Genomic DNA, 18,867 nt, shown 5'->3' on the forward strand with positions numbered 1-18,867 from the left:
GTGGGCGGCGTTAGTGTCGCGTGCTCAGCGCTTGGGGCGGGACACCCCTGAGACGTAGGCGGTGATGCCGCGCCGGTTGATGGTGCCGCCGGGGATGATCCGGGCGTTGGGCGGGGGAGTGGGGATCTTCCGCTTCGCGCGCTTGGTCTGGTCTCCGCCGATCAAGTGCGTGTTGTCGATCTTGGCGGTGCAGTCCTGGCCCCGGACCTCGTCGTACGGACGGCGACAGCCTTTGCAGTAGACCTCAAGCGCGTCGATGCGCATGCCCTCGGGTGCCTTGAAGCTGCCGCGGTAGTCGGCGATGCTCGCGATCTTTGAAGTGACCTCGACCTCGGCCGCGGCGACCCAGACGTGGGAGAGGTCGGGCGTCTCGCGCTTGGCAGCCGGAGGCTCCGGCGGGGGAGCGGTCTTCTGCTCAGGTTCGGGCACCGGGCTTGGGGTCGCCTCGGGAGTGAGCCAAGAGAACAGGTTCTCTTGCAGGTGGGAGCGGCCAGTCTTGGGCGAAAGGGGGGTTGTCGCGGTCGTCACCGTTCCTCCGGATCACTGCGGGGGTTGACGTATTGCGCAACCCCCTTCGCTGCCGGAACGTCTGCCGCCGCGTTCTGTTACACCAATCGCTCTGTCTACCGTCCTGTCGGGGCTGCGACGCTGTTCCGGATGCCGCTGAGGCCGGGGGCCCTGCCCAGGAAGGCTGGCATTGGGCTTCGTCGGCAAAGAGACGGGGAGTCGTCTGCGAGGTCAGTTGAAACTCGGCATGATTACTGCTTCCGATGCCGACTACCGATGCTAGGAACCACTGCATGACGAACGCCGAGGTGTCCGCCGGGTATGTACGCGACGTATGGCCGATGGCCTCCGGCGTACTAGTCACTGACGTGCGAGAACGGGTGCTGCTGGTCCATCCGACTTATCACCGGGATCGCTGGCTGTTCCCAGGTGGCGGGATGGAACGCCGGGCGAAGGACACACCGCAGAAGGCCGCCGCACGTGAACTCGTCGAGGAGTTGGGTGTTGCGCTGCCGGTGGGCCGGATGCTCGTCACCGACTTCGTACTGGAGGACGGGAAGTTCTTCGAAGAGGTGGTGTACGTCTTCGACGGCGGCGTGGTGAACGAGGAGACTCAGACCAAGTTCCGTACCCCGGAGGATGAGTTGAGGGGCTGGGCGTTCCTTGACCCGGGTGAGGCGATCGCGCGCTTGGCGCCTCCGGACGGGCGAAGGCTGTCGGAGGCGCTGGCGGCGCGGAAGTCCGGTGTCCCTGTCTATCTGGAGCACGGGTACCCGGCATTCGAGCAGGTGGTCGGGGTCCTCCCCTAGTGGCGCCGTCCCGTCCGGTGACGGGCGTGGTTGAGGACGAGGTCGGCGAGAGCGTCAGCTGCGCCCGGGCGTCCGAGCTTGCGTGAATTCTGGGCCATCTCTCCCCTCAGTTGCTCGTCAGCCACAAGTCGCGTCAGGTGCTCCGCGAGCCTGTCCGAGGTGACGTCTGGCCGGGTGATGGCGACGGCGGCACCGCGTTCGGCGAGGTATTCGGCATTGCGTCGCTGCTCGTTGGCGGCGGTGGGCTCCAGTGGGATGAGGATGGCGGGTTTGCCGATGGCGGTGAGTTCGGCGAGGGTGCCGGCGCCTGCGCGGGAAATGACGATGTCGGCTGCCGCGTAGACGTCTTCGAGTCCACCGTCGATGTAGGGCACGGGCCGGTAGCGGTGGCGCATCCAGGGCTCAAGGGCGCGGGCCTTGTCGAGCATCAGATTGTGGTTGTCGGGGCCGCACTGGTGGAGGACCTGGCACGTGGGCAGAAGCCCCGGGAGGATGTCGGTGATCAGCTGGTTGATCTGGGCACTTCCCTGGGCACCGCCTGTGACGTAGACCAGCGGCATTCCGGATTCGAGATCGTAGGCGGCGCGTGCCTTGTCGGCTTCGCCGTGGAGCAGGGCGTACCGCACGGGGTTTCCGGTGGTCTGGGCGCGCTCGCGAGCGCGGTGGGGCAGAGCGTCGCGGGAGGAGTCGTGGCTGAGGGCGACGGCCGTCGCGACCCGGGCCAGGACGCGGTTGGCTAGGCCCACGGCGGTGATCTGCTCGTGCATGACCAGGGGACGGCGGGCGATGGCAGCGCCGAGGCCGACGGGGACGGCGACGTATCCGCCGGTGGACAGGACCACGTCGGGGCGGTGGCGGGCGAGCGATCCGGCGGCCTGGAGGACGCCGTACGGGACGCGGGCCATGTCGATGAGGGTGCGCAGGACGGCGGCCGGTTTGAGGGAGCGGCGGACCTTGCCGGTCGCGATCGGGCGGAAGGTGATGTCGTGCTTCTGGCAGATGCGGGCTTCGAGGCCCTGGGCGTCGCCGTACCAGGTGACGTTCAGTGCGGTGCCCTGTTGGGCGAGGCGGTCGCGGAGGGTCGTGACAGTGGTGAGGGCGGGGTAGGTGTGGCCGCCGGTGCCACCGCCTGTGACAGCCAGGTGCAGGGTGCGGTGTGAGGTCATAGTTGAAGAGCTCTCGGGATCGTGGCGGTGCTGGCCTTGGCTGCCTGGCACCTTCGTGAAGGATCGGGTCACGCTGCTGCGGTGGGGTCCTGGGGGTGGAAGCGTTCGTGGGCGCGGGCGAGGCTGGTCTCGTCCTTGACTGCCTCCCAGTCGCTGACGGTGTGTGCCGTGCCGTGGCTGCCGTTGGCGAGCGCCTGGTTGATGGCCTCTTCATAGTCCCCGAGCTGCCGTGTCGCCTGGGCGATTTGAGATATGAAGGCGCTTCCCGCGAGGTGGTGTATCCAGATGTTGACGAGGCGGCCGGGCGGGCAGCCGCCGGGCGGGCGTTCGACGATGCGTAGCAGGTCGAGGGTGCCCGGATGGAAGTCGAGCATCCCGCCGACAAAGGGGTGCTCCAGTACGAACGCGGCGACGGTCAGCCCCGGGTTGACCGGGGTGTCGGCCATCGTGGAGTAGGTGTCGTCGGGGACCAGGTCGGTGATGCCGCAGATGAACGCCGCCTCGCGTTCCGTGATGCGTTCGAGGCCGGTGGCAGCCGCCGCATGGGCGTCGGGGCCTTCTTGGAGCACGACCTCGATCTGCTCCGGATCGGGTACGGCTGCGGTGATCTCGCGGACGCGGTCTTCGTTGTGTCGTCCGGCGACAACGACGAACTCGGTGACGCTGGCGCGACGGGCCTGCCGGATGTGCCGGGCGAGCAGCGTCTCGCCGCCGAAGAGGAGGCTCGGCTTGTCGCGGCCGAGGCGGGTGCCGTGTCCAGCGGCCAGGAGTACGGCGGTCTTGGTGCTCATTGGGGTCCTCCTTGGTTGAGGGCGTCGGTGACGAACTCGGCGACACGGTGGACATCAGGGATCTGGAGCGTGGGGTGGTAGGGAATGCAGACCGTCCGCTGAAGGAGCTGGAGCAGATCGTTCCCGTACGACTGGGAACCGGACAGGGCGGGATAACCGCTCCACGGCAGGTCGAACATCACGCTCGTTGCGATGCTGTTCTTCGCCATGCGTTCGCGGGCCTGGCGGGCGATGGCGGGCGTGGCCAGGTCCACCGTGAAGCGACCCCAGGTGTCCTGAGGCGTGCGCCCGGCGGGCAGCACTCGACCGTCACTGGCGGTGAAACTGCTGGTGTAGGCGCTGGCCAGGCGGTTGAGCGTGCTGCGGGTGTCGGCCCGGTGGTGCCACTGCCAGTAGGCGACTGCGGCAGCAAACTCGGTGATGGCCCGTCCCCGGTGGAAGCGGTCACCGCCAAGCCATCGCTGTTCCTGGCCGCTGTGGGAGCGCCGCGCGCTAACCTGCCCGGCGTCCGCGGCGTTACGCAGCAGCGCGACGGCTCCGCCGTTGCCGCTGAGCGGCTTGGTCGGCGCGTACGAGAACAGGGCCATGTCCCCCCAGGTACCGGGGCCGTCGGCGGGATGGTCACCGGGAAGCAGATAGGCGCAGTCTTCGATCACGGTATGGCCCGTCTCCCGGAGCGTGTTGATCGTGTGGCGGGCGTACGGGGCGACCATGCCGACGTGGTGGACCCATACGACGATGGGCCGTAGGGCGTCGGCAGCGAGTTCCGGGACATGCTCGGTCATTGCCAGGTGTACCGAGTCGACGGGCACGGGCCTGGGGCGGGCGCCGAGTTGCTCGGCGAGGGCCGGGATGGAGGGGAAGCAGTTCGCCGGGATCAGGACGTCCCGGCCGCGGGCTTCGGCTGCTTCGAGGAGGAGTTCGAGGGCGTCCATGCCGGAGGCGACCGCGACCGCGTGGCGGTCGAACGCCGACCCGACTGCCTGTTCCAGGCGTTCGGTCAGCGGTCCGTCCACCATGCGCCCCGACTTGAGGAGGCCCGCGACCTCAAGGTGGGTCTGGCGCCGTACCGGGCGGGGCAGGTAGGTGTGCCACATCGGAATGTCGTGCGAGGTGGTCACGGGGTGGCTCCGGCGAAGAGACGAGGGCTGCGCAGCACGGCACGGGCGTCGGGCCCGGTGTTGAGCAGCAGGTCGAGGGCGGAGAGGTGGCTGAGGAAACCGTGCTGGTGGTGGAGCTGGTGCCAGCGCGGGTGGGTGAAGCCCTGCCACAGCACTTCGATCCCGGCCTTGTCGAAGGGCTGTTGGTCGAGGTAGACGCGGCAGCCGTCGCCTGCGAGGTAGGCATCCGCGCCCACGGCACGGCACAGGTCGGCCAGTCGCTGGCTGCTGCTGCCGGGCACGTTGAGGCTGCTCGCCAGCACCGTGGGGGTCTCGATGCGGAAGTGCCGGCCGAAGGTGAGGGTGCATCCGATGGCCAGCTCGCTGAGCGTCGTCCACTTCCGACAGTAGATCTCCGTGGTGATGGTGGAGAGGAGATGGCGGTACGTGGCTCGTGTGTAGGCGTGCTCCAGGGTGCGGATGTGGGCGTGGTCCCAGCGCCGGGTGTAGTCGATCTCTGTCTCGCTCAGCGGGCGGAACCCGTCGTGCCGTACGGGTGCGGTCAGCAGGTGGCGGCCCCGCGACGTCTTGATGTAGTTGCGGTTCTGCCAGCCTCCGCGGGTGAACTGGGCGTCGTCCAGCAGGATGAACAGGTCGGCTTGGTCCCACTTGTCGAGGTAGCCGGTGTACGGCAGGTAGTGCGGCTGGTGGATCGCCACGATGGACACGCGGGCGCCTCCTTCGGTCAGCGGACAGGAGTTACAGCAGGGTGGGAACCAGCCGGTCGGCGAGGGTGAGGGCCCGCTCTACGGTGCGGCCCATGTCGTCGTAGAAGGTCGTGCCGCGGCCGGCCAGGAGCACGTCCGGGGCGTCGGTCAACTGCCGGTATTTCCCGGCGAGTTCGACGTTGTGCGGGCTGCGCAGCACGAAGTCGATCTGGTTCGGGCCGGAGCCTGCGGCTTCGAATCCGACGAGCATGGCGGCGGACGGGCCGTGGGCGCAGTTCCACGGCAGCAGGGCGGGAGCGTGCGAGCGGTAGTGCGGGCTCATGCCATTCGGGTAAGTGACCACCGGTGTGGACTGGGCGTCTCCGGCGTCGAGGACCCGCCAGTGCAGGTGGAGGCTGCGGCGTTGCAGGGGGCCGAGTTGATGGTGGAAGTGGGCGTCGATCGGCGAAGTGACGACCATGAGCTGCCTGTATCGGGGGCGGGGCGGATGCTGGTAGTCGCGGCCGAGATGCACTTCGATGCGCGGGTGGTCCGCCAGCGGTTCGATCAGCGTGCCGTAGCCGCTGCATGGCAGGCCCTGCCATCGGGCTTCGGGGTGGTAGCCGCGGCTGGGCCGGTAGGAGATGCCGAACCGCTCGGCGAAGACCTCCGGTGCGAGATCGGCGGGATCGGCACCCCACTGTGCGGTGACGTACCCGCGGACGAACATCTCGTACAGCCTCGGTCCGACCTGCGCCAGAGCCAGGGCCCGCACGCTGTCCGCCGGAGCATCGCGGAAGGGCGCGGCATCCCGCTCGACGGTGTCCCGGGCCTGTTCGGGTGTCAACGTGCGTTCGTAGGCGGCTTCGATGGCCTCCAGGCCGAGCGGCAGCGGTATGAGCAGGCCAGCCACGGCCGCGTGCACGGTGTGCCTGTAGGCCACCATCCGCACCCGGCTGGTGATCCACTCCCAGACTCGTGGGTCGGAGGTGGCCACGACGTGGGTGCCGTACGGGTTGTACTCCACGCCGGTGTGCGAATCGCGTCGGGACCAGCACAGGCCGCCCAGGTGGTGTTCGCGTTCGATGACCACCACGCTCGCCGGGCTGCGGGTGGCGAGCTGTTCGGCCAGGACCAGCCCGAACAGGCCGCCGCCCACGATCACGACATCGTGTGTCCTGGCCCTGGTCACAGGAACCACGCGTGCCGCTGCTCGAACTCCTCCTGCGGGGGCACCACAGCCGCCCCGGCCATCCACTGGTCCACGGTCATGGACTGCTTGATGTGGCGGCAGCCCAGCTCGTAGCAGCGCGACAGGCCCATGTTCGCGATCAGCCGGCGGGCGACCTGCTGATGCTGCTCGCTGCCCCAGATGTCCTCCAGGTTGCCGTGGTTGAGGTCCCCGATGAGGTACTGCGTGCTGCCCCACTGGGGGCCACAGATGTAGACCTCTCCGTTGGCCAGCACCCAGCAGTTCACGCCAGTGGCCACCGTCCAGCAGTGGGAGTGGGTGCCGGTGACGCCCTTGTTGTCGTCGCCGAGGATCAGGCCGATCTTGTCCGCCCACTCCGTCAGACCCCGTTCGGCGGCGAAGGCCTCCAGATCGGTCCGGAAGTGGGCGCGCTGGGCTTCGTCGAGGACGAAACCGCCGCCGCGGTGTTCGTAGTCGTCGGCGAGGCGCATGTGGATCGAGTCGAAACCGGTCGCCTCGGCCCAGCCGTAGATCTGCCTCAGCCAGCGGTAGTTGGTGGAGTTGATGATGACCTTCGCGTTGACGGCAGGGCTGGCCAATCCCGCTTCCTGGCGGGCCGCGAGGACGGCCCGGACCGCCTTTTCCATCCGGCTCTGCCCGTTTTTGACCTTGGCGACGGCCTCGTAGGTGGCGTCGTCGTAGGCGAAGACCGCGACTTCGACGAAGACCATCTTGTCCAGGACCTCGGGGCGGGCGAGTACCTTCCCCATGGTCATGTTTGATGCCATGCCCGCCCGGGTCCTCTCGCGCGGCAGGGCGGCGATGAAGTCGGCGATCTGCCCGCCGCGCCACAGCAGCGGTTCGCCGCCGCCGCAGTACTGGACGCCGCGCACGTCCATGGCCGCGATCGAGGCGTGGAGACGCTCCATCATCTCCAGCGGCATGCTGCCCTGCCCGTAGGCGTGGTTGCGCTCGTCGGCGTTGCAGTGGTCGCAGGCGACGTTGCAGTCCATCGTGCCGTAGACCTCCAGCGTCCACGGTGCGGGCCGGATCTGGATCTCCCCGCGGACCGGCAGAACTGAGGTGTCGGCGGCGGCGTACAAAGCCTTGTGCGCGGACCAGTACGGGCGGGGCTGTGCGGTGGCGGTGATCAGGTCGGTCTCAGTGGGACGCGTCATCAGATGCCTCCGGCAAGGGGGTGCGAGGTCAGAAGAACTTGCCGTGCGGGGCGTCGAATCCGGTCAGGAATTCGAGCATCCGGTTCTGCTGGTGGTGCACGCAGAACGGGCAGGACTTCAGCACCAGTTGCTCAAGGACCTGCCGGCGCTGCTCGCCGTGCCAGATCTCGGCGAACGTGGAGTCGTTGATGTTGCCGATCACCCCGGCGATGCCGTCTCCGGCGTCGGTGCGGGTGCGTTTCTGGGCGCACAGGAACACGTTGCCGTCGGCCCCGATGGCGGGCTTGAACTGCTGCCAGTGGCAGCGGCTGTACCCGCGGACCTGGTGGGTGTTGTTGTCGAAGATCCGGTCCACGATCTGAACGTCGAACCGCTCGTCGTCCAGGTCGAGCGCCCGATCCAGTCCGGCCAGCATCCGCTCGTGCAGCTCGGGCCCGACGGCGACACCTGAGTACGACTTGTACTGGATGTAGTCGGCCCCGCAGTCCTTGACCAGCTCGCCGCAGGCCACCAGGTCGTGAACGTTGTCGTCGTTGATGAAGAACCCGGTGCCCACCGTGCACGGCCCGTCAGCCGCCGCGAGCGCCCGCAGGTTCGCGATGATCCGGTGATGGTCGTTGTTGCCGTGCAGCTTCGCGTGTAGCGCGGGGTCGGCCGCATCAAGGCTGAACCGTACGTACGTGGCCGCCTTCTTGAGCCGGGCGCCCAGCTCGGGGACGACCCGCGAGCCATTGGTGACCAGCCCCACTGACATGCCATGCCCGGCCGCCAACTCGATCGCGTCGACCGTCCTGGGATGCGTCATGGGCTCACCCCCGCCGACGAACAACAGTGAGGTCACCCCCAGCTGAGCCAGCTCCACGACCAGCGACAACAGCCGCTCGGGGGCCATCCGCTCGCTACGTTCCTTGGAGTGCAGACTGCTGTAGATGCAGAAGGTGCAGTGGTGGTTGCAGGAGTTGGCCGGATCGATCTCGACGCTCGTCGGGAACGGATCCTCCCCCGCCGCGTACGCCCGGATCGTGTCCCGCTGCTCCAGCAGCCGCAGCGGATCGAACAGGAACCGGTAGCGATGGCCACGCTCGATCTCCGCGTAGCGGTAGCCCAGGGCCTCGGCCGCAGTCCGGGCGCCGGACGTCAGTACGGCGACATCCTCATTGACGGCCTTCGGGGCAGTTACGAGGAGGGGCAGTTCAGCTTGCATGTTGTGCCTCCTTCATTCGATTCGAGTACGACCTCATGTGCAAGCGCCCTGCTTTCCCGACACGAGCGCCCGGCGTGGAGGGTTGCCATGCCGTCCGAGCGGAGCCGGAGGCCGCCTGGCCCTCCACACCGGGAGCAGGAGCTGCCTGGTGCCGACAGCCTCTTATGCGGCGGCTATCGGGCGGGAACCACAATCAGGTCAGCTACGGGTACCGGCGCCGACGGTTAGAACCGCTGGCGCCATTCAGCAGGGTTCTCGGCGTGGCCCTCGGTGGGGAGGAACGCCCAGTCCGTCCAGACCTGATTCACAACTTGTGTGCCGTGGGTCTCCACGGCGTGTGCGATCAGGGCAGCTTGCTTCTCGTGCGCTTCGCGACCGGCGTCGTGCGGGTCTCCAGCCAGGACCAGCCGACCCCGGCGAGCATGATCACGAACACTCCTAGGAGCGGCGGCATCCCGAACAGGATGTTGACGACGTTGTAGGTGGCGTGGGCCAGGATGAGCGGGATCACCCGGCGGTAGCGGTGATACAGCCACCCGGCCGTGATGCCCAGCGGCAGTACGGCCAGGGCTGGCCATAGCCCCAGGTAGAGGTGCGGGAGGGCACGCATCAATGCTGTGACGAGCAGGACCTCCCACAAGGGGCGGCGTGCGGCCGTGAGCACGGCCACGACCACCGCCGTCGCCAGTACCTCCTCCACGGTCGCGGACCACAGTGCGTGGGCCAGGTGCGGTCCGAGGTCGGGGACCCCGGCCGCGGTCGCCTGATCGCCCTTGAGGACAGGGCCCGGCAGCCGGGCCAGTACCCCCATGAGGAACATGGCCGCGCAGATCGCTGCGGCGTGGGCGTAGAAGACCAGCTCCCCCTGCGCCTTCTGCGCACGCTCGGCCTTGGTGCGCTTGCGGAACAGCCGCACCGGGCGAGCAAGATTCAGCCGTTGGAGGGTGATTCCGCAGCGGGCGGTCACCTCGACACACAGCCAGACCCAGACCACCAGCTCGGCGAGATGCCCGGCGATCTGCGTGGAGGTACGGTCAGCGGTGAACTCGCCGGCCTCGTCCGCCACGATCACGGCGAGCACGTAGGCGAGTTCCATCACCTGCCCCCATGGCCGCCCCGTGCCCTGCGGGCGAGTCCGTGTGAGGATCAGCCCCAGCAGCCAGATCCCGGCTCCTGCGAGGCCGACCAGCCGGCCGATCTCCTCAACGCGGAGGACCTCGACGGGGACCTCTGCGCCGGACTGCTGCACGACAGCCGCGACGGCGCCGACCAGATGAGGACCGCCCGCGAGAGCGAACAGCGTGAGTACCAGTACGTACGCACGTGCCGCGCTCCAAGACACGGGCAGTCGGCCGGGAACCGAGGTCTGACTGGCGCCGGTGGAGCTCGAATCCTGCTCTTCGCGGGGCAGATCGTCCAGGCCAGGCCGCCGGACCGGTGTTGCGTTGTCAGGCATGGAACGACCCCCGCTCGCGGTCAGGGCCAGAGGGCTCGGAAGCCGGCCGGGCTGCGAAGAACCTGCGGTGCTGTCCCCTGTAGACGAGCCCTTCGCTCCTGAGCAGGTTGAGGGCCCGCGCGACGGTGTTGGGGCCCGCGTTGAATCCGGCTGCCAGCTCAGGGATGGTGGGCAGCGGGCTGCCGGGCGGATAGGTGCCGTCGCGCAGCCGTTCCCGGATGACCTGCCTGACGTGCGACGGCGTGCCCGGCGGCGCTGTGCACGGTTTCCGCGGATCGAGGACGTACGTTCCCAGCGGGGTGAGGGTCTCGACGAGCTTCTCCCGCTTCAGAGACGTCATGGCCACATGGACCGTGCTGGCGCTCACGCCGAACTCGACGGCAAGGACCGTCTGCGGCGGCAGCCACGTCCCCACCGCATACGTGCCGGCCTGCAGCCGCTCCCGGACGATCTGGCTGACCTCCCGCGCTCCGCGGGCAACCGGTGACGTGGTCGGGTCACGGACGAGGGTTCCCCGGCCGATTACGGGGTGCAGAGCCCCCGAGTCCGTGAACGGTTGGAGCGCCCTGCGGACAGTCCACACAGACACGCCGAATTCGACGGCCAGACTCCGTGCCGCGGGCACTACAGTCCCCGGAGCGTAGGTACCGTCGGCCAGCCGTTTCCCGATGACTTGTGCGATCCGTTCGGCTGTCATCGGGCGGCCTTGAGAGAGGGGCTCAGGCACGGTCGAAGCCCCGTTCCCGTTCGGTATCCGTGACGCGATGGCGGTGCCAGCGGATCTCGTGCCGGGCCGCGTTGGCGTAGTGCCGCACTACGGTCGGCCCGAACGCGTCCTGCGCGATCTTGCTTGAGCGGAAGTCGGCCAGGGCTTCCCCGAGGTCGACCGGTACGTGGAGGCCACCGGCCACCTGGTACGCATCACCCCTGGTCTGGGGCGGGAGCTCGGGCCGCTCTGTGAGGCCGTGGTGGATGGCGGCGAGGGTCGCGGCGAGCGCGCTGTAGGGGTTGGCGTCGGCGCCCGGGAGACGGTTCTCCAGGTGTGCCCCGTCGCCGTGGCCGGTGACGCGGATCGCGCAACCGCGGTTGTCGCGGCCCCAGGTGAAATGGGTGGGCGCGAACGAGCGCGGCCTGAACCGTTTGTAGGAGTTGACGTTGGGTGCCCAGAGCGGGCCGAGGTGCGGCAGGACGGAGAGCAATCCGGCAATGGCCTCCTGCATCGTCTCGGGCAGCTCCCCCTCCTGCGAGATGGCGAAGGCGTTGCGGCCGTCGCGCCACAGGGACAGGTGCAGGTGCAGGCCGCTGCCCAAGTCGGTCCGGGGGCTGGCCATGAACGTGGGTGTCATGGTGTGCCGCCCGCCGAGGTGTTTCACGGCGTGCTTGTAGACGGTGTACGCGTCGCAGGCTGCCAGCGCCTGGCCGTAGGGGAAGGTGACCTCGATCTGGCCTGCAGCGCCCTCGGTCTTGACCGCCTCGACCGGGGTGCCGGCGCCGCGCAGGACGTTCTCCAGGTCGTCGAAGAAGTCCGTCAGCTCCACGGGATGGTCGAGGGCGTAGTCGAGGTTGTGCGGTGCCACCGGTTCCAGAGCGCGGTATCCGGCCGCGTGTGCCTGCTGTGCGGTGCCCTGGTAGAGCATGAACTCGCTCTCCAGACCGACCTTGACGTCCCAGCCGAGTTTCGTGAGGCGGTCGATCTGGGTGCGCAGCATGGTGCGGGGCGCGGCGTCGATCGCAAGACCGCTGTGGTGGAGGGCGTCGGCGTGGAGGAGAACGGTGCCCGGCATGTAGGGCAGGCGGCGGATGGTGGCCAGGTCGGGGACGACGCCGAAGTCCCCGAACCCCGTCTCCCAGCCGGCCAGTTCGAAGCCCTCCAGAGGCTCCATGTCGACGTCGGTGGCCAGGACGTAGGCGCACATCTCCGCCCCGGCCTTCGCCCCGTCCTGCGTCTGCTTCGTGATCGTCTGCAGGAATCCTCGGGCGTCGAGGCGCTTGCCCTTCAGCTGGCCCAGCATGTTGGGGACGGCAAGGAGCACCGTGGTGACGTCGCCGCTGTCCACCGCGGTCTTGAGGTCGTTGAGGGACAGGAATCCGGCGTGCTGGTTGTCCTCGCTCATCACACGACCCCCTCGGCCAAGGCGGCGTGCTCCGCCGAGTTCCCGAGCGGGGGGATCTTGTAGGAGCGCCGCCCCTTGGTGATCCACATGATCCACGCGAGGAGCAGCACGACGAGCAGGGTGACGCCCGCGTAGTTGAACGACTCGACGGTGACCGGAGAGACCTGCGGCAGAACGAACACTCCCGTCAGGACGATCACGTAGACGACGGAGATCCAGCCCAGCGGCTTGCTCCACTTCCCGAGGGTCCAGGGGCCGGGTTCGAAGCGTTCGGGGAAGCGCCGGCGGAGGAACACGGGGATCACGTAGGCGGGCGTGATGCCGATGACGTTGATCGCGGTGACTGCGGCGTACGCGGTCGGCGAGTACAGACTCGGCAGCGCCAGCACGAGCGCGACGCCCACGGACAGCCACACCGCGGCGATCGGGGTGCGGGTACGGGAGCTCACCCGCCGCCAGGTCGCGGAGAACGGCAGAGCCCCGTCGCGCGAGAACGCATACACCATGCGGCTGGACGCGGCCGTCTCTGCATTACCGCAGAACAACTGCGCCACGATCACGACCAGCAGCAGGCCCTTGGCGACGCCGGTGCCGAGCACATCGATGAAGATCTGCGCGGGCGGCACGCCGGTGCTGGTGCCAAGAGTGCCCGCGTAGTCCTCGATGGCGAATAGCAGCCCGGCCAGGAGGACGAACCCGGCGGCCCAGGACCAGGCGATGGCGCGGATGATGCCCTTGGGCGCCGCCATCTGCGCCTGCTTGGTCTCCTCCGACAGGTGCGAGGAGGCGTCGTAGCCGCAGAACGTGTACGCCGCCAGGAGGCATCCGAGCGCGGCCACGTAGACGGGGCTGTCGAAGCCCGTGCCGTTGTTGAAGTGCGTGAACACGAACTCGGGACTCTGGCGCTCGCCCGGGGCGAGGGTGAGCATCCCCACGATCAGCACGACACCGCCGAGCTGCCACCACACCGAGATGGAATTGAGGACGTTGACCAGGCGTACCCCGAACGTATTGAGGGTGCCGTGCAGCAGCAGGATGCCCGCGAATATCAGCATGATCGTCTCGGGTGTGGGCTCCAGACCCCACTGCAGGCTGGCGAACGCGCCGATGAACAGGGCACATCCGTAGTCGATGCCGGCGATGGCGCCGAGCAGGCCCAGGAGGTTGAGCCAGCCCGTCGCCCACGCCCAGCGGGGGCCGCCGAGCCGGTGGGCCATGTAGTACAGGCCGCCGGAGGTCGGGTAGGCGGAGGTCACCTCGGCCAGGCACATGCCGAGGATCAGCGTCATGAAGCCGATGCCGGCCCAGCCCCACAGCATGACGGCCGGTCCGCCGGTGTTCAGGCCGTAGCCGAACAGGGTCATGCCGCCGGCCAGGATGCAGATCACGCTGAAGCTGATCGCGAAGTTCCCGAAGCCGCCCATCCTGCGGGCCAGTTCGGGCTGATAGCCGTGCGCGCGCAGCGCGGCGTCATCGTCCAGCATGGCGTTAGCGGGTCGTGAGTGGGACACCGGGCACCTCTGCGGCATAGGGAGGGGAACAGAGCGTGTAAGAACGGGAGGCAGCGGTGAGGGCGAGGCCCTGGCCGAGCAGCGTCAGACCGCTGACCATGCTGAAAGCCACCGCGATACGGAGCCCGCGGTTGCGGAGCCTGCCCGGCCGGTGCCGGACGTGTCGTAAGAACAACGGAGAAAGATCCTCTGAACGGGTCGAAAGGGATGAGACGGCGAGGCGCACGGCCCGTGGCGGCCGTCCGTGGGGGCGCTCGGATGGGTTTCATCGGCGGCTTCCGACACTGAGCGCCTGGCGACGGGCCTTGCGGAAGTCGTCTTGCCACCACTCGGCTTTGGGCGTGACGTGGATCCAGGGAGCGGCGGTCGCGTACGGTCCGATCGCCTCGAAGACGCCAGCCGCATTGCCCTCACCGGTGGCAGTCAGCGTGTAGGCCAGATAGTTGAGATCCACCAGAGAGCGCGCGGGAAGCTGCTCGGGGGGTGTGGGCCGGAACTCGAACCATTCGTGCAGAGCCCGGCGGGCGTAGTGGGCCTTGTCCACCGTGGCCCAGTACCCGATCACGCTGACGGTCCGCCCACCTTCCAGTTGCCTGCGGTAGGCCTCCGTGAAGGCGTACAGCGGCAGCAGGACCAGCGGCGATCCTTCAGGGGCGAACGCGGCCACCGTCTGAGCGAAGTCCAGCACCCCTGTCTGGCGGGCCTGAAAGACGTTCAGCATCCGGTGATATGCCTCCCTGTTGTACTGATCCCGCTGATCCGCCCAGGCCAGCACCCGCCAGGGCCCGGGCGGCAGCATGTCGTTGTCGTTGCGGTGCTCCTCCCAGTGCACCGGGCTGTGGGGAAACTGCCGGTCGGTGTCGGTCTGCGCGAGAGCCAGGTAGCACACATACGGCACGGGATCGTCGGGCCACCGCTCCGCTGCCGCCTTGCACGCAAGGCGCGCGGCAGCGGCGGCACGCATCAGGTCCCGCCCGGACCCGCCGGCGCGGTGTGTGTTGAGGACGCGTTCGGTCAGCACACGGGCGCGCATCATCAGCGCATCCCAGTCGTCGGGCTCCTCCGCACACCACGCGTCGATCGCCCTGTAGTTGGCGGCAACCCGCGCCAAGACCTGACTGCGCGATGTGCGCAGCGTCCAGTCGCTGCCCGTGTCTCGAAGCAGTCGTTTTGCTTCCAGCCACCGGTCCAGCTGGAGATCCTCGCAGGCGAGACGCAGATTCTCGTCCGGGCCCGCCGGGTGATCGATCAGGTCCATGTCATGAGGTGACATCGGCGCCTCCCCGCAGGAAGCGAGAGACCTGCACCAGCGAAACGGACTCGCCAGGCGTGCGTAAGAGGAACATGGGGGTGGAGTCCTCACAGCAGGTGGGGTGAAGACCGCCGGGCCGCGGGGGGCGATCCCGGGGAGGCTCGGCTGACAGCCGCGGTCCGGCAGTCGGTCAGTGGGAGTCGGCAGCCGGGGAGGGATGCCTGATCAGGACCTGGACGGTCTTCGTGTCTCCGTCGTCGGACGGTCGCCAGGTGGTCTCGCCGCCAAGCTCACGGATGGCCGCCAGTCCGGTGCTCTTCTGCGCGGTGATGGCCGTGAGGAAGTCGGGGAACGTGGGGCTCGGGTCCGTCACGGCGATCAGCAGTGTCTCGTCTTCGGCGACAATCAGATTCAGGACGAGCTGATCTTCAGGGTGCTGCGGTCTGACGTGCTCTATCGCGTTTTTCATCAGCTCCACCACGATCTGGGTGGCCTGCTCCTGGTCTCCCGGCCAGCCCGCAATCGCGAGCCGCGTACGGGCGTGCAGGCGAGCGAGACGCACCGCCTCCGACCGGACGGAGAAGGTGCGGTTCCACTTCTGTGGACGCTCAGGCCGGAGCAGGGAGAGACCAGTGGAGTCATTGTCTGAGACCGGGGCTGGCGCCGCGGCGGGCTTCATGTCGTTGTTCCTTCTCGAAGAGTGAGGGTGCACCAGGTCGTTGTGCCGTCGGGGCTGGTGCCCCAGTCGTCGGCGATGGATCGGACGATGAAGAGGCCGCGGCCGTCCTCGTCGGAAGAAGTGGCGGTGCGCAGCACGGGAGTTTCGCGCGCGCCGTCCCGTACCTCGATCCGAATGCGGTCCGCAGAGAGGTACAGGCGCACGCCAATATCGCCTCGGCCGTGCCTGAGCGCGTTGGTGACCAGCTCGGTGACGAGGAGTTCGGCGTCCTCTATGAGTTCCGGCCGTTCCCAGCGGCTCAGCCCGGCCCGGACGATGCGCCGCATGCGCTTCGGCCAGACCCCGTCTACTGCCGCGATGGCGCCGTCCACGGTCCCGCTGGAACGGGCAAACGCCACGTCAACGCCAAGGCGCGGAATGAGCCGGAAGGAGGCTCTGGGGGCCGTCCGCAGGATGGTCGCAGTCGGTGTCATGCCGAATCCTCCGTGCATGCTGGGCTACAGCGAGGCGACGGGATGTTCACGCCGTTCTCGGGGGCGAAGAGTTCCGCGGCAAGGCACGCGCCTACGAAGATGCGCTGTTCGGCCATCGGCTCCCCTTACACATGCCGCTTGGTGAGTACGTAGAGCGAACCGTGGCTGACCCGTTGTGCGTAACCCGTAGAAGGGCACTGGGCTGCCAAACGTGACACAAGATCGTTTTCACGGCCGAGCTCTCGGGAAGCCTCCTAGAGGGTCACTTTTAGTCAGTAGCCAAAACGTGCACCCTCGTTGGGCAATAGGTTGGTACAGCCGACTCGGGGTGGACACACGAGTGCAGGTTGCCAAACGTGACTCAAGATCATTAGCAGTGCGGGGGCGCATCATGGCGCGCGAGCGGAACGAGCGGTTCGAGGCTCTCCTCGACGAGGCAGGCTGGTCGCGGGCCCAAGCAGCGGCCGCCTTCGTGCGGATCGCCAGCGAGAGCAACCTGACCGACTACACCCACATCGTGCGGCAGCACGTGCAGCACTGGGTGGACGGGAGCGAGCCGTCTGGGCAGGCCCCCATAATCATGTGTGAGGCACTGTCCCGTCGTCTGAGGCGAGTCGTCACGGCAAGCGAAGCCGGGTTCACAGCGTCCAACTCGCCAGCGCAGGGGGCGCTGGACTGGCGCGTCGATCCATTGATCGCGCTGAACGACTTGGGGAGCACCGACTTGGACCCGGACCGACGGAGCCTGCTGCGCGGCGGCGTGTACTCAGCCGCTGCCCTAGCCCTACCAGCAGAATCCTGGTGGGTCGAGATGGCGAAGGAGCCGCCGAGCGCAGAACGGAAGGGCACGCAACGCGTCGGCCGTGGCGACGTGGAAAGCGTGCGCGAGATGACGTTGGCCTTCTCCCGAATGGACCAGCGACGAGGAGGCGGCCACGGCCGTTCCGCTCTCGTTGAGTACCTCCGGTCCGATGTCGCCCGCTACCTGGTGGGGAAGTTTCCGGATGACCGGGTACGCCGTGACATGTACTCTGCCGCCGCCGAGGGCGCCTACCTCTCTGGGTGGATGGCCTTCGACAACGGCGAACACGACGTCGCCGAGCCGTACTTCGCCCTCGGGCTGAAGCTGGCTGCTCGCTCGGGAGACGCTCCTCTCTCAGGTCACATTCTCCGTGCTATGGCCCACCAGGCTCTCGACCTCGGATTGTTCAGCAAGGCACTGGAGTTGTCTGCGGCCTCAATCGCCGGCCAGCGCTACGAGTCTGCGACCCCGCGGGAGCGGGCGCTGCTCGGCGTCGTTCATGCCCGCTGTCTTGCCGCGAGCGGGCAAAAAAAGGACGCGGCCAGGACGCTGCTCCGCGCCGAAGGGGACTTGCGAAGTGCGCACGACGGCATCGAAGAGCCTGCCCGCACTTTCTTCTTCGGCCAGGCCTCGCTGGCTCACGAAACGGCCTGCACACTGCGCATCCTCGACGACCAGAAGGGCGCAATCGGTCAGTTCGGACGCAGCGTGCGGACACGCGGAGCGGCGTTCAAGCGAACGCACGCGGTGACACTCGGATACCTGGGTGCCACACAGTTGTCAGTCGGCAGTGTGGAAGAGGCGTGCGCAACGTGGTCAAGGACCCTCGATGCCATGGAGGAGGGCATCTACTCCGGGCGGGCCCGCCAACGCGTAGTGGAGATGCGTCAGCTCCTGTCCCCGTACCGGCGTCGCGGCATCCCGGCCGCTCTCGAACTGGAAACCAGGGCCGCCGACTACCTGCGCACCGTAGATTGATCACGTCAGGTTGAGGGATGAGGGGAGCGCCATGACGCTGGAGATCGAACCCATCGGCACCGTGGTTGGTGGCCGCACAGAGGTCGCAGACGACTACTGGGGTGGCGTCGAGTCCATCATTCGCCTCGATTCAAGGTTCCCAACCGACACCGTGAAGGGGCTCGACGAGTTTTCCCATCTGGTGGTGACCTGGCACTTCAGCCAGGCTTCGCCGGAGGACGTTGCCCTGCACGCACGTAGCCCGCGAGGCGACTCCCGTTGGGAGCCCTCAGGCACGTTCGCACACAGGAATCACCGGCGTCCGAACCAGCTCGCGACCAGTTTCCCGCGGCTGTTGAAGGTGGACGGTCTGGACCTGTACGTCGCCGACCTCGACGCTGTTGACGGAACCCCGATCTACGACCTTGCGCCCTTTTTCGAGGAGATGGGACCGCGCGGCGAAGTTCGCGAGCCCGACTGGCCCGGCCAGATGCTTCAGGACTACTGGGCTGAAGCTACCGATTGAGAGCATCGAGCGAGCGTACGTAGCCCAGTCGCAGACCGGCCGGGCTACGTGTCGGTTCCCAGATCACGGAGTCGCTCGGCGATGCCGTAAGAGTCGAGATGCAAGCCGCTGATGTCGTTGATCAGCTCGCGTCAGACCTCGAACTCCGTGTTCACCTGCTCTCCGTACATCCCCAGGTGCGCGTGGGAGCGTGCGGGCAGGCACAAACGTCAGGTGCGGGCGCCCTCCTCAGCCGCGTGTACCTCTGCTGACTCCCTGACGCTCCAGCCGGGCTCCGCGCAGGTTTCCACGCGCCACGACCCGGATGGCAGGTTCCTCGTGTCGGGCTAGATCGGCTTCGACCTCAAGGAATGTACGGGTGCTCGGAAACTGGGCCCCGACCGCCAAGGCGTACATCGACGGCCTGGTGACTCCCGACCCGAAGCAGCCCAGCCTCCGGCATT

General features: G+C 67.8%; 18 protein-coding genes. 3 read left to right on the plus strand and 15 right to left on the minus strand.

Features of this window, described 5'->3' with window-relative positions:
• Positions 1-24 precede the first annotated feature (24 nt).
• Positions 25-429 (minus strand): hypothetical protein, encoded by a 405-nt coding sequence (locus ACFWXQ_RS34760; protein ID WP_383944922.1) that lies wholly within the window; start codon positions 427-429, stop codon positions 25-27.
• 371 nt (positions 430-800) lie between these two features.
• On the opposite strand from ACFWXQ_RS34760, the gene ACFWXQ_RS34765 reads away from it, so the two are divergent.
• The gene (locus ACFWXQ_RS34765) at positions 801-1,316 is read left to right on the plus strand and encodes an NUDIX domain-containing protein (protein WP_383944925.1); all 516 of its coding nucleotides are present in this window, start codon (positions 801-803) and stop codon (positions 1,314-1,316) included.
• Here the strand turns inward: ACFWXQ_RS34765 and ACFWXQ_RS34770 are convergent.
• The 14 genes from ACFWXQ_RS34770 to ACFWXQ_RS34835 form a co-directional block, all read right to left on the minus strand.
• The gene (locus tag ACFWXQ_RS34770) at positions 1,313-2,482 is read right to left on the minus strand and encodes a glycosyltransferase (RefSeq protein ID WP_383944928.1); all 1,170 of its coding nucleotides are present in this window, start codon (positions 2,480-2,482) and stop codon (positions 1,313-1,315) included. The genes ACFWXQ_RS34765 and ACFWXQ_RS34770 overlap by 4 nt on opposite strands.
• A 68-nt stretch (positions 2,483-2,550) precedes the next feature.
• Complete coding sequence (locus ACFWXQ_RS34775; RefSeq protein ID WP_383944931.1) at positions 2,551-3,273, minus strand: NTP transferase domain-containing protein; 723 nt, start codon at positions 3,271-3,273, stop codon at positions 2,551-2,553.
• The gene (locus ACFWXQ_RS34780) at positions 3,270-4,394 is read right to left on the minus strand and encodes a DegT/DnrJ/EryC1/StrS family aminotransferase (RefSeq protein ID WP_383944934.1); all 1,125 of its coding nucleotides are present in this window, start codon (positions 4,392-4,394) and stop codon (positions 3,270-3,272) included. The genes ACFWXQ_RS34775 and ACFWXQ_RS34780 overlap by 4 nt, the downstream gene beginning before the upstream one ends.
• A complete protein-coding gene (locus ACFWXQ_RS34785) occupies positions 4,391-5,101 on the minus strand; it encodes a WbqC family protein (protein ID WP_383944936.1) in 711 nt (236 codons plus the stop codon). The genes ACFWXQ_RS34780 and ACFWXQ_RS34785 overlap by 4 nt, the downstream gene beginning before the upstream one ends.
• Before the next feature lie 31 nt (positions 5,102-5,132).
• Entirely contained in the window at positions 5,133-6,281 is a 1,149-nt protein-coding gene (locus ACFWXQ_RS34790) for a UDP-galactopyranose mutase (protein ID WP_383944939.1), read from the minus strand.
• Positions 6,269-7,450: an SPASM domain-containing protein gene (locus tag ACFWXQ_RS34795; RefSeq protein WP_383944942.1), complete on the minus strand. Its 1,182-nt coding sequence runs from the start codon at positions 7,448-7,450 to the stop codon at positions 6,269-6,271. Before ACFWXQ_RS34795 ends, ACFWXQ_RS34790 begins: the two co-directional genes overlap by 13 nt.
• 28 nt (positions 7,451-7,478) lie before the next feature.
• Positions 7,479-8,654 (minus strand): radical SAM protein, encoded by a 1,176-nt coding sequence (locus tag ACFWXQ_RS34800; RefSeq protein WP_383944945.1) that lies wholly within the window; start codon positions 8,652-8,654, stop codon positions 7,479-7,481.
• Between the two features lie 343 nt (positions 8,655-8,997).
• On the minus strand, positions 8,998-10,110 hold the full coding sequence (locus tag ACFWXQ_RS34805; RefSeq protein ID WP_383944948.1) for a CPBP family intramembrane glutamic endopeptidase: 1,113 nt from the start codon (positions 10,108-10,110) through the stop codon (positions 8,998-9,000).
• The gene (locus ACFWXQ_RS34810) at positions 10,103-10,807 is read right to left on the minus strand and encodes a GntR family transcriptional regulator (RefSeq protein ID WP_383944950.1); all 705 of its coding nucleotides are present in this window, start codon (positions 10,805-10,807) and stop codon (positions 10,103-10,105) included. Before ACFWXQ_RS34810 ends, ACFWXQ_RS34805 begins: the two co-directional genes overlap by 8 nt.
• Positions 10,808-10,829: 22 nt before the next feature.
• Positions 10,830-12,224 (minus strand): glutamine synthetase family protein, encoded by a 1,395-nt coding sequence (locus tag ACFWXQ_RS34815; protein ID WP_383944953.1) that lies wholly within the window; start codon positions 12,222-12,224, stop codon positions 10,830-10,832.
• On the minus strand, positions 12,224-13,708 hold the full coding sequence (locus ACFWXQ_RS34820; protein WP_383944955.1) for an amino acid permease: 1,485 nt from the start codon (positions 13,706-13,708) through the stop codon (positions 12,224-12,226). Before ACFWXQ_RS34820 ends, ACFWXQ_RS34815 begins: the two co-directional genes overlap by 1 nt.
• Before the next feature lie 292 nt (positions 13,709-14,000).
• The gene (locus ACFWXQ_RS34825) at positions 14,001-15,008 is read right to left on the minus strand and encodes a hypothetical protein (protein WP_383944958.1); all 1,008 of its coding nucleotides are present in this window, start codon (positions 15,006-15,008) and stop codon (positions 14,001-14,003) included.
• A gap of 169 nt (positions 15,009-15,177) precedes the next feature.
• Entirely contained in the window at positions 15,178-15,666 is a 489-nt protein-coding gene (locus ACFWXQ_RS34830; protein WP_384094670.1) for an ATP-binding protein, read from the minus strand.
• Positions 15,663-16,139, minus strand: coding sequence for an ATP-binding protein (locus tag ACFWXQ_RS34835; RefSeq protein ID WP_383944963.1), 477 nt, complete (start codon positions 16,137-16,139; stop codon positions 15,663-15,665). The genes ACFWXQ_RS34830 and ACFWXQ_RS34835 overlap by 4 nt, the downstream gene beginning before the upstream one ends.
• 391 nt (positions 16,140-16,530) lie before the next feature.
• Here ACFWXQ_RS34835 and ACFWXQ_RS34840 point away from each other — a divergent pair, with 391 nt between their 5' ends.
• On the plus strand, positions 16,531-17,919 hold the full coding sequence (locus tag ACFWXQ_RS34840) for a Tat pathway signal protein (protein ID WP_383944966.1): 1,389 nt from the start codon (positions 16,531-16,533) through the stop codon (positions 17,917-17,919).
• A 31-nt stretch (positions 17,920-17,950) separates the two neighbouring features.
• Positions 17,951-18,424 (plus strand): SAM-dependent methyltransferase, encoded by a 474-nt coding sequence (locus ACFWXQ_RS34845; RefSeq protein ID WP_383944968.1) that lies wholly within the window; start codon positions 17,951-17,953, stop codon positions 18,422-18,424.
• Positions 18,425-18,867 lie beyond the last annotated feature (443 nt).

The sequence above is a fragment of the Streptomyces sp. NPDC058697 genome, from assembly GCF_042715345.1.
GTDB classification, from domain to species: domain Bacteria; phylum Actinomycetota; class Actinomycetes; order Streptomycetales; family Streptomycetaceae; genus Streptomyces; species Streptomyces liliifuscus.